Annotated in this window: 6 protein-coding genes; 5 read left to right on the top strand and 1 reads right to left on the bottom strand. The window is 46.8% G+C overall.

Going from position 1 to position 12,417, the window contains the following annotated elements:
• Window positions 1-243 precede the first annotated feature (243 nt).
• The 5 genes from T360_RS0106240 to T360_RS14785 all read left to right on the top strand — a co-directional run bounded on the left by T360_RS0106240 (window position 244) and on the right by T360_RS14785 (window position 10,107).
• A complete protein-coding gene (locus tag T360_RS0106240) occupies window positions 244-3,549 on the top strand; it encodes a TonB-dependent receptor (protein WP_028912016.1) in 3,306 nt (1,101 codons plus the stop codon).
• Between the two features lie 19 nt (window positions 3,550-3,568).
• The gene (locus T360_RS0106235) at window positions 3,569-5,302 is read left to right on the top strand and encodes a RagB/SusD family nutrient uptake outer membrane protein (protein WP_028912015.1); all 1,734 of its coding nucleotides are present in this window, start codon (window positions 3,569-3,571) and stop codon (window positions 5,300-5,302) included.
• 23 nt (window positions 5,303-5,325) lie between these two features.
• A complete protein-coding gene (locus T360_RS0106230; protein ID WP_028912014.1) occupies window positions 5,326-6,609 on the top strand; it encodes a glycan-binding surface protein in 1,284 nt (427 codons plus the stop codon).
• Window positions 6,610-6,621: 12 nt separating this feature from the next.
• The gene (locus T360_RS0106225; protein ID WP_155949398.1) at window positions 6,622-8,469 is read left to right on the top strand and encodes an IPT/TIG domain-containing protein; all 1,848 of its coding nucleotides are present in this window, start codon (window positions 6,622-6,624) and stop codon (window positions 8,467-8,469) included.
• A gap of 75 nt (window positions 8,470-8,544) precedes the next feature.
• On the top strand, window positions 8,545-10,107 hold the full coding sequence (locus T360_RS14785) for a cellulase family glycosylhydrolase (RefSeq protein WP_081772718.1): 1,563 nt from the start codon (window positions 8,545-8,547) through the stop codon (window positions 10,105-10,107).
• 66 nt (window positions 10,108-10,173) lie between these two features.
• Here T360_RS14785 and T360_RS15725 read toward each other — a convergent pair whose 3' ends face one another.
• Window positions 10,174-11,943, bottom strand: a complete 1,770-nt coding sequence (locus T360_RS15725; protein ID WP_051523436.1) for a glycoside hydrolase family 5 protein — start codon at window positions 11,941-11,943, stop codon at window positions 10,174-10,176.
• Window positions 11,944-12,417 lie beyond the last annotated feature (474 nt).

Here is a 12,417-nt window from a genome sequence, read left to right as displayed (position 1 = left end):
TTTTGTCAGTGGTGCAAAGGTACAAAAGGTTTTGGAAAAATGACGCTTTTTTCGGATTATTTGAGGGGGTTATCATCAAAAAGAAAGTATTAGGCAGAAAAGTATTAGTATTTATCAAACAAAAGTATCATGATTTGTTTCGTTTTGCTTAACTTTGCACCCAGAAATTGTTAGATCAAAACTACAAACTGAAGATTTGTATTGACTCAAAAGAAAACCAAGTTATTAATATTAACACTAATTATGAATCGCAATTTTGGAAAGACAGCGCTGCTGTTGAGTACCATGGCCTTTATCGGGCTTGGATACTCTTCAAACGCCTACGCCGCCGCTTCTCCTCAGGAGATTCAGCAGGCAACGAAGAAGATTACAGGTACTGTAGTCGATGCTTCGGGCCCCATTATTGGAGCCAGTGTGGTTGTGAAAGGCACGTCGAACGGTGTAGTCACCGACTTCGATGGTAACTTCCAACTGAACGCAAGCCCAGGACAAACCCTGGTCGTTTCTTACGTTGGTTACCTTAAAAAAGAGGTAAAGGTTACTGCTAACCAGACAAACATCCAGATCACTCTTGAGGAGGACAAGCAACTGCTTGACGAAGTGGTTGTCGTGGGTTATGGTACGATGAAGAAGAGTGACCTCTCTGGTGCTTCGGTATCTCTTGGCGAGCAGGCACTGAAAGGTTCGGTCATCACCTCGCTCGACCAGTCCCTTCAGGGACGTGCTACTGGTGTGACAGCTGTTACTACCTCGGGTGCTCCAGGCTCAAGCTCGTCTATTCGTGTGCGTGGTATCGGTTCTATCAATGCCAATCAGGAACCTCTTTATGTCATCGACGGTGTCATCGTTCAGAGTGGCGGTCAGTCGGGTGCCGACTATGGATTGGCCGACCGTCTGGGTAACGGTAAAGTGTCAACCATCTCTCCACTGTCAACTCTTAACCCATCGGATATCGTGTCGATGGAAATCCTGAAGGATGCTTCTGCCACAGCCATCTATGGTGCCCAGGGAGCCAATGGTGTCGTGCTGATTACCACAAAGCGTGGTGTGGCCGGTGAGGCAAAGTTCAGTTATGATGGTATGCTGGCTGTAAACCGCCAGATGAAACGTCTTGATATGATGAATCTCCGTGAGTATTCAGAGTACTATCAGGACTTCGTCAACGATGGTTGGATCGTCAAGAGTCAGGCCAACCAGAACTATTCTGATCCTTCTATTCTGGGTAATGGTACCAACTGGCAGGATGCTATTTTCCAGACTGCCATCCAGCATCAGCACCAGCTGTCTGCCCAGGGCGGTACGGATAAGATCAAGTACTATGTATCAGGTAACTTCATGAATCAGGAGGGTACCATCATCGGTTCAAACTTCAAGCGCTATTCGGTTCGTGCTAACCTCGATGCACAGCTGAAGTCATGGTTGAAACTGGGTATGTCAACCACTTTCTCTACCACCAATGATGACCTGAAGAAGGCTGATGGTAACGAGGGTATTATTACCTATTCATTGACTACGCTGCCTGATATTCCCATCTACGATGTATTCGGCAATTACTATGCTGAGGTGCGTGAGGGTTATACCAACCCCAACCCTGTGGCCCTGGCCAACATGAACTCATACACCTTGGAGCGCCGTAAGCTCACTGGTAACATCTTTGCTGAGATTACCCCCATCAAGAATCTGGTATGGCATGCTGAGCTGGGTTATGATATCTCCGACTCAAATGCTGAGACATGGGAACCATCGGTTGACTTGGGTGGTTGGCAGAAACCAGCAAACCAGGATCACTGGCAGAGCAACAATAATAAGTTCTGGCAGCTGAAGAACTATATCACCTATTCTGGCAACTTCGATAAGCACCACTTCACAGCGATGCTCGGTCAGGAGTGCTGGGAGTCAACATGGAAGTATCAGGGCATCACTGGTCAGAACCTGCCACGTAATGATGTGCGCAACCCATCGCTGGCAGAGAAGACCGATCGTGATTTCACATCAGGATTCGGAAGTGCATCAATGGCTTCGTTCTTCACGCGCGAAACCTATAATTATGATGATCGCTATTATGCCACTTACACCTTCCGTTATGATGGCTCGTCAAACTTCGGACCTAACAACCGCTGGGCAGGCTTCCACTCTGTTGCTGCTAGCTGGCGATTCACCAACGAGCAATTCATGAAGAACGTTAAATGGTTGAGCAATGGTAAGGTTCGTGTAGGCTGGGGACAGACAGGTAATGCCAATATTGGTGGCTATAAATGGGGTGTCGCCCTGGGCGTCATGCCTTCTGCACTCGGACAGTCATATCGTCCTACTGGTCTGCCCAATGAGTCTATCCAGTGGGAGACCCAGGAGCAGATTGACTTAGGACTCGACCTTGGCTTCTTCAACAACCGCGTCAACCTGACTATCGACTGGTATAAGAAGGAGTCGAAGGATATGCTGATGAAGATGCAGTTGCCTTCATACCTGGGTACACAGGGTAACGGTTCTTCTGCACTCTCTGCACCTTATGGAAACTACGGCACCATGCGTAACACCGGTCTTGAGATCGAGGTGAAGGCTACTCCCGTTATCACCAATGACTTCAGTTGGGAGACCGACCTGCAGTTCTCGTTCAATAAGAACAAACTGGTAGCCCTTCAGGGAACAACATCGGCTGCTATCATCGGTTATGGTCAGTGGAGTGACGTTGTAGCTGTTTCTTCTGTTGGTCGTCCTATGTACGACTTCTATGGCTATGAGGTTGAAGGTGTCTATAAGGATTTCGACGATATCCTGAACTCACCTGTTAACACACTCTATGCTCAGTCATGTATCGACAATGGCGACGGTACCTTCAGTCATGTGACCGATCCTTCTAAGTATAGCAAGAGCAATACCGTATGGCCTGGCGATCTGAAGTTCAAGGATGTGAACGACGATGGTAAGATCGATGAGAACGATAAGACCAACATCGGTTCACCACTGCCTAAGTTTACTTTCGGTTTCAACAACACCTTCAATTATAAGAACTTCGACTTGTCAATCTTCATCAATGGTTCTGTTGGCAATAAGGTGATGAACTACACCTCTATTCCTCTGACTTCTATGACCAGTACATGGAACAACCAGATTCAGGAGAAGATTGCCGACCGTGCACAGTTGGCTGCCATCGACCCTGCTAAGGTTTACGCAGACGGTGGTCAGTGGTACAATGACATCACTAATGTTTATGTGACCAACCCTGGCACCAGCACACCACGTGTGGCTATCGGTAATACCTACAACCAGAATATCTCTAGTCGCTATATCGAGGATGGAAGCTATATCCGCTTGAAGAACATCTCGCTGGGCTATACCTTCCCCAAGAAACTGGTGAACAAGCTGTATCTGGAGAATCTGCGCCTGTACTGCAACCTGCAGAATGTACTGACCATCACAGGCTATGATGGCTACGACCCAGAAATCGGAGCTTCTACTACTGATGCTAACGGTTATGTGTTCGGTCTTGATAACGGACGTTATCCTTCACCATTCACATGCACATTTGGTGTAAACATATCATTCTAATAATAGGAGGACAAACATTATGAAAATAAATAAGATTAAAATATTGATGGCTGCCTCTGTCATTGGTCTGGGACTGACCTCGTGTGAGGACTTCCTGGATCGTCCAACAGAAGACAGTTATGTGGCTGGCGGCTATTATAAGACCGATGCCGAGTGTATCGCTGCCGTTGACTATCTATATAACTCACCCTGGTATGATTTCCAGCGTGGATTCTTCAAGGTGGGTGAGGTACTTTCAGGTAACTACTATTGGGGTTCAAGCCCTTACTTGAACTTCTCGCTGAACTCTAATGACGAGGACCTGAGAAACATGTCGTATTCACTGTGGGCTGTCAACGGTCACTCAAACGTAGTGCGTAAATATATTGAAGGTGGTGGCGCTTCACAAGCCATCAAGAACCAGACGATGGGTGAGTGCCTGCTTTGGAAGGCGATGGCTTACTTCTATCTGGTACGTACTTTCGGTGATGTGCCCATCGTGCATGATAATGCCGACATGATTTCAAGTGGTACATACAATGAACAGCCAAAAGTACAGAAGGCCGACGTTTATGAGTATATCGTGATGACACTGGAGAAGGCCATCGAACTGCTCCCAGAGCATTGCACAGAAGGTCGTCTTGACAAGTACTGCGCAAAAGGACTGTTGGCTAAAGTCTATCTGACCAAGGCTGGTGTCAGCGGACAGCTGAACAGTAATGATCTTCAGATGGCAGCAACGCTGGCTAAGGACGTTATCGACAACTCTGGTCGCTCACTGGAGAAAAACTATGCCGACATCTTTAAACTCGAAGGCAATAAGTCGCCTGAGAACATGATTGCCTGGCGTTGGGTTGTCAGCAGTCAGTGGACATCTCAGAACACGTTCCAGTCTGACCTCGGTATGACCGGTATGGACGAATATGGTGACGTCTGGGGTGAATGGGGTGGTCCATCTGTTGACCTCCAGGATGCTTTCGGATTCAATGTGCTCGACGACCCTTCTACACGTCCTGACGTGGACACCCGTCGTAAGGCCACAATGATGACTGTAGGCGATGTGATTCCATATCTCTGGCGCGATAAGGGTGGTTTCGACTACATGCGTTTTGAGTACGACAAAGACTACAATTCAGCAGCATGGGGTGAGCATCGTTCACCAACAGGTTGTAACGTAGTGAAGCATCTCTATGGTAACAATGCTGACCACGTGACTGTGCTTGGTACATCTGCTGCCCGTATGGCCAGTTCTCTGTGCACACCAATACTGCGCCTAGCTGATATCTATCTGGTGTTTGCTGAAGCAAAGGTGCTGCAGGGACAGGGTACCGATGCCGACGCTCTGAAGGCTTTCAATGCCGTTCGTCAGCGTGCTATTCCTAATGCACTGGCTGCAACATCATTGACATTTGATGACGTATGGAAAGAGCGCCGTCTTGAGCTGGCCTGCGAGGGCGACCGCTGGTACGACTTCGTTCGTCTGGCCTATTATAACCCAGACCGTGCTATCTCAGAGCTGAAATCTCAGCGTCGTAACCAGTACTGGAATCTTAATCTGACATTCAAGAACTACTACCAGACTGGTCAGTGGCTGCTTGAGAACAAAGATGACGATGGTAATGCCCAGAATACTACTTACGACGAGGATACTCCTGCTCCAAACGTAACTGTCAACAGTTTCACCATCCCATTCCCAATGGAGGATCTCACCTTCAACCCACTGCTGAAGGAGGATGCGATCCATGTGGATGTACGTGAGGCATATCAGTATTAATCATTTAATAGACATATCAAATCATGAAAAGATTATTCAATAGTTTCTTGCTGCTGTCGGCTGTCGCTGTCACATCTGTATTCACAGCCTGCGAAGACGAGCCTGATAAGTACAAGATTAGCGATGGCAATCCAACCATTCGCTATATACGCCCTGTAAATGTGGAGACTGCAGACTCTATCCTAACGGGTGCTTACATGGACAATAATATCTGCATAGTTGGTGAGAATCTGCGAAGCATCACCAAGATGCTTTTCAATGATCAGGAGGCCAAGTTGGTGCCAAGCTTGATTACCGACAATACCATGATCGTGACCGTGCCTGGTCAGATTCCTGGTGAGGTGTTTAATAAGATCTTTATGGTCAACAACGACAACGATACCACCACTTATGACTTCAAGGTTCTGGTGCCTGGACCAAGCATCAACAACATGAGCAATGAGTGGGCTAAAGCCGGTGAGCAGGCTACCATCTATGGAAACTATTTCGTGGATGATCCTAATACACCACTGACGCTGACCATCAACGGTACTAAAGTGGCCATTGAGGATTATGACATCAGCCACCTTACATTCACTATCCCAGAAGGGATGAAGGAAGGTCCTATCGAGGTTGCAACCGTATATGGTAAGCAGAAGGCAAAGTTCTACTACCACGATACGCGCGGTATGATGTTTAATGACTTCGGTACCTACGATGCTGGCACTCTTTCTACTGGTCTTACCAATCATGGTTGGCATGGACAGAAGATTGTGAGTGACGAGAACTCTCTCGATGGTAGCTACTTGCTGCTTGGTGACTGCGATGTGGAAGATGGTACATGGGCAGATGGCAATCTCTCGTTCGAGTATTGGCCTGGCGATTGGGATGGCACATTCACTGGTGTTAACTCACGCCTGTCTGACCTTGTGAGCTTTGCCGACTTCGCTAATATGGCACTGAAGTTTGAGGTGAACATCCCAGCAAGTAATCCTTGGACTAACCTCTCTATGCAGTGTATCTTCTCTGGTGATGCTCAGGTGACATTGCCTACTGCTAATAACACCTTCTTCAATGGTACCGACTATCCACGCGGACTCTGGACACCATGGAGCAAGACCGGTTCGTACGACACTGGTGGCAAATGGGTGACAGTAACACTGCCATTCTCTACCTTTAAGTATAAGAACGATGGTACACCTGCCGGTACACCACTGACAGCAGACTGCTTCACAGGTCTCACACTCTTTGTTTGGAGCGGTGTAACCAGTGGCACCACTTGCCATCCTATCATCCGTATCGATAATATCCGTGCGGTAGCATACTAAACTCATAAAAACATGAAGACAATGAAAATATATCGTAAAATATCAGTATTGGCCATGGCTGCACTGGTGCTTGCTTCGGGTTTTACCAGTTGCAGTAATGACGAACTCGATACCAACCAGTACAACAAAAGCGGCGTGAATATTTTGGGATTTGGTCCCATGCCTATCACCCGTGGTGCAACCATGCGTGTCACGGGTACCAAACTGAACGAGGTTCAGGAGGTGCTCTTCCCTGGCGGCAACCAGAAGGTTACACCATCTTCAACAACCATCAATGGCGAGTTCCAACTTCAGAACTCACAGGAGATGACGGTTACTATTCCCGATCAGTGTGTGCCAGGAAAACTGCGTTTGGTAACTAAAAGTGGCGATGTCGTAGAATCGAAGACTTTTATTACTTTCGCAGAGGAAATCAAGGTTTCATCTATTGATCCTAATCCTATTCATCCAGGTGACATTCTGACAATCAAAGGTGAATATGTATGGAATATCGGACAGGTTGTATTCTTTGACCATGTCGTCGTTGATGCGGAGAACTTTGTTGTGAATACGCGCAATGAAATTCAGGTTCGTGTGCCTATGGAAGCAAAATCTGGTGAGGTGGCTTATAACGATGGTTCAGAAGGTGCAGAGAATATTGTTTTAGCCAACCTGAGTGTGGATGCGGCTAAGGCTACTGCTGTGTCGAATGCTACTCCTGAGTTTGGCGACGAGATCACCATCACTGGTGAAAACCTCGATCTCGTTACAGATATTGACTTCCCTGCTGTAGATGATGTTAAAGACTTCTCTGTAAGCGCAGATGGTAAGTCGCTCAAGGTGAAGGTTCCTGCAACATGTGTGTCAGGTACGGTAACTCTGAATTCTGCTTCTGGTCTGACCACTTCTGTTGATATCACCGTGCCACAGGCAACTGTCAGCAGCATTAATCCTACAAAGGATGTGAAGGTGGGTAATACAATTACAATCACTGGTGAGAAGCTCGACCGTATCGTAGAGCTGGTATTGCCTGGTCTGGATACCCCTCTGAAGAAGGGTGAGTTCACCCAGAGTGCTACCCAAATCAGTTTCGTGGTTCCAGAAGGCATGGGCGATGGTAAGGTAGTGCTTGTTCAGCATGCTAACTACAGCGTAGAGTCGGATAAGATCTCGATGTATAGCGAGGCTCCTGAGACTACTATCTGGTCTGGTAATAAGACGATTGGCAACTGGGACGGCTCCATGGGTGATTTGTCATGGGGTGGCTATGACTGGTCAACAGTTAAGCCCGGACAGGTGCTGACTATTTACCTGACTCCTGATATGTCTGCTGGTTGGTCGCAGATCCGTGTTGGTAATGGCTCATGGGCTGCATTGCCAGGAACTGCTGATACCAATGACTTGACGGCTGGTGATACGAAGTTCTCTGTCACACTGACTCAGGCAATGATCGACGAACTCACTGCCAATGGTGGTCTCGTGCTCTGTGGTGCTTACTTCACTGTAACCAAGGTGACTCTCTCTATCCTCGAGGAGACCATCTGGAGTGGATCTACAGCATTAGGAAACTGGTCTGGCAATGTCGGTGATCTGTCGTGGGGTGGCTATGACTGGAGTCAGGTAGCCGTGGGTACAACCCTTAAGCTTTATTATGAAGTTGACCCATCGGTTGGATATATTAATATCCGTTTCGGTAATGGCTCTTGGGCAGCACTGCCAAGCACACTCAGTTGGGGCAATGACGGAAATGCAACACCAGATCCTTCTGAGACATCTATCAAGACTGTTCTTACAGCCGACGATCTTGATCAGCTTGTAAACGCTGGTGGTTTGGTTATCTGCGGTGCAGGTGTTATTTGTAAGAAGGTAGTTCTTCAATAATACTCAAAGAGCAGAGTGCCCATGAATAGTAGGGGCACTCTGCTTTCTTTTTTTTACTAATATAATAATGTGACAATGAAGAGAATTGTTTTTTGTTATCTTGCTTGTTTGTTATTCTCATGTTTCGCGTTTATAGCTTGCGGCAGTAGTAGTGGTGAGGAACCCGCGCCTCAAGTAACTATCAATTTGCGTTCATGCAGTATAACGGAGGGACAAGAATATACTGCCACGTCACTGAAAGAGGTAACCGTCTCTTACAATAATGTGGTGGCAGTCAGCTCTAATGCTAATATCACACTGAACGACACAAAATGTACAGCTAAGTCGAGTGCCACCACTGCGATGGACGTCGTCATCACACTGCCTACATTGGAAGCAGGTAAGACCTATGTTTTAACCATACCCGAAGGGGCTATCGTGAGCAAGGCGGACAACAGTGTAAAGGCACCTGCCTATAAGGTGAGCTTCACCACAAAAGGAGGCGCAAAACCTATCAATAACGATGCTACGGCCCTGGCTCAGAAACTCGGTTGGGGCTGGAACCTGGGTAACCACTTCGATACCAGCTCGGGCGAAGATGGTAAACATCCGCAATGGGGATACTGGGATAATGCCACTCCAACAGCAGCCCTCTATACCAATCTGAAGAATGCTGGCGTCAGTACCGTGCGTATCGGCGTGACTTGGGGTAACTACCAGAACACCAGCACATGGGAGATTGAAGCCGAGTATATGGCTGAGGTGCGACAGAATGTGGAGTGGGCTGAGGCAGCAGGACTGAATGTAATTCTGAACCTGCACCACGATGAATACTGGCTCGACATCAAGGGTGCCGCAAACAATAACCTCATCAACGACGGCATCAAGACACGAATTGAGAAGACCTGGAAACAGATTGCTGAGGCTTTCAAGGATAAGGGGGACTTCTTGTTCTTTGAGTCGTTCAATGAGATACAAGATGGCAAATGGGGCTGGGGCGACAACCGTACAGATGGTGGCAAGCAGTATAGAACGCTGAACGAGTGGAACCAGTTGGTAGTAAATACTATTCGTGCTACTGGTGGTAATAACGCGACACGCTGGATAGGTGTGCCTGCCTATGCATCGAGTCCTGTATATGCTATTGACAACTCGTTTGTCCTGCCTGCCGATGCTGCCAACCGTGTGATGGTAAGTGTGCATTTCTACGATCCTAATACCTTTACGCTGACACCAGAGAACAGCGATGGTAAGTCGGAATGGGGCCATACAGCCGCAGAAGGCAAATATCAGGCTTCCAGCAACGAAGATCATGTTGTTGAGGTGTTCCAGAACCTGCAGGATAAGTTTGTTGCCAATAATATTCCTGTCTATATCGGTGAGTATGGATGCGTGATGCATAAGTCGGATCGCTCCAACCGCTTCCGCAACTATTACTTAGAGTATGTTTGTCGTGCTGCCCATACTTATCATATGCCGCTATGCATCTGGGATAACAACCAGACTGGAGGAGGCAATGAGCATCATGGCTATTTTAACCACAATGACGGCTCCTATCAGAGCGGGATGGAGGCGTTGATAAAGACAATGATTAAAGCTGCTACGTCGGATGAAGCAGGCTATACATTGGAATCGATTTACAACAACGCACCGAAATAATCATCAAGAAGAGCGCTTACGTATTACAGTAAGCGCTCTTCTTTTTATTGTTATTGGCAGTCTTTCTTATCTGCCGATATACTTTTTGCCGTTTTGGATGTAGAGACCTTTCTTGGGAAGGCTTATCCGCTGACCTTGCAGATTGAATAATCTATCATCATGCTGAGGTTTCAGCTTGATGCTCTGTATGCCAGCAGTAGGAGTGGCCTCGGTGCTGAGTGTGCAGCCCCAAGCAGTAGTTGGGGTCAGTTTCACTTCTGTGTCATCGCTCTTGATAAAACAAACCTTTGTGATTTTGGCTTTGGTGGCTCCAACATTGGTTTGTAGAGTGATGCGCGATACCGTAGAGCCTGTTGTAGAACTCTCGAAATTGACGGTGGTTGTCTTCGAGTCTTCCGACAGGGGATAGTAGCCTTCCTTGAAGCCTGAATCTTTTGATGAGTCTTTGTCGCCATATACTTTCACTTGCAGTTTGTTGCCGTAGGCCTCATCTGTTTCTACGCGGATGGCCTTGTATTCTTCCAGTTTCAGAGGCGTTACGCCGTTGTAATTACCATAGAGGAACAACTCTGACCACTCTTTCTCGTAGTCCACGATATAATTGATGTCGAAATCGTTCTCGGTAGGATAAGCGCCTACAAAGTCGCTGCCATGATAGGCTTTAGTGATGCATTCGGCCAGGTCGGGCTGGTTGAAGGCGGGCAGAGAACGAAAGGCACCATCCGAAAGTCCCATCCAGTAGAAGGTGGCTACGTTGTTTTCCTTACATTTCTTAATCATGTATTCCACAAACTCGAACATCACTTTTCTGCGTACGTCATAGTCTGTCTTGCCGTCGCCTTCATCCACATTGGCTGTGCCCCATTCACCAAGAATCATAGGGACGCCTTTCGAAATGAAGGTCTTCTTCCAGGCTGCTACCATGTCGTCAATCTCTTTCTTGACGTTGTTTATACCATTGGCAATATTAGGATAGTCGTGTACCTGAACAATCAGGTGTTTCTCTGCGTTGCTGGCAGGGTCTTTGGGGAGGGTGAGTTGTGTCAGCGGTTCTTTCAAGTGGTTGTTCCAGGTACCGCTACCGCAGCAGGCGGCATAAGTGTTCACTACCAGATTGCGCGTGGCATTATTGCCGCCGGTGGCACGCACGGTAGTCACAAAACTCTGGGCATAGCTGTTGATGGCATTATAAGCCGATGTGGCAACAGTTGCATCGTATTGCCCTTTCGCAGCGTATGAGGCAAAGCACCATGAGTTCAACTTGTCGAGCATTTCGTTGTAGCTCTCAAACAGCAGGTGCTCATCGTAGTCCTTGAATTCCTCTGCTATCTGTTTCCAGAGGTTCTCATATTTGGTTTTGTTCTGCTTATAGTTGGCCTCGTCGGCTTTGATCCATGACTTAAAACTGTCTCTATCGGCTCCAGTATCGTGGTGCACGTTAACGATACAGTACAGTCCTTGGTCTATCACATAGTCCACCACTTCGTGTACACGTTTCATCCATTCGGCATTTACCTTGCCGTCTTTATCCATGTGGTTATACCAGGTCACAGGTACACGGATGGCACCAAAACCAGCATCCTTCATCATCTTGATCAGTTCTGGCTTGGCCTTGGCTTGTCCCCAACAGGTTTCCGATTCCAGTCCTTGCTGGCCCCAGTAGCTATCTTTTGTAAAATCGTGGTAGTTCTGGTTGTTGGCCTCAAGGGTGTTGCCTAAGTTCCAGCCTACACCCATGTTAACTACTGCTTTGCTGGCAGCCTCAAACTCTTGTGCTTTTGCCTGCATGCCTAGGAGCAGCAGCAAAGACAAAAATGTACAAACTTTCTTGTTCATATTAGTTTTAGATTGATAATTCGCCCGCAAAGATATGTACTTTTATCGACATAAACAAGGATTTTTCAGAAAATTTTCTCGTACGCGTACCTTATTATATTATTAGAAATCTTACAAGTTATTCACATTAATTTAGTAAAAACCCCGTTTTTGGTGGTGTTTAGGTCACACTTTTACCCTCTTTTTGATAGTTTTTACGTATTTTAAATGTTAAAAATGTGGTTTGAGCAAAAAAGTATCAGTTTTTGTCAACCAATCTTTATATAGTTTCTAAATAATTCATTACCTTTGCCACCGAATATAGGAGTGTACAAATTCAACTATTCCAATTAGTAAAAACTTAAAATCAAACTTATGACCAGTAAAAATTCGTCTTAGCGTGTGATTTTGTGCTCCTTGTATATCTGATATATGAGGGGTAGATCTTAGGAATCCTTTATGGTATCCCTTTGTACCACTAGCTTATTTCAAACC

This window comes from Prevotella sp. MA2016 (genome assembly GCF_000619825.1).
GTDB lineage: Bacteria > Bacteroidota > Bacteroidia > Bacteroidales > Bacteroidaceae > Prevotella.
This window is presented reverse-complemented; position numbering and strand designations above follow the sequence as displayed.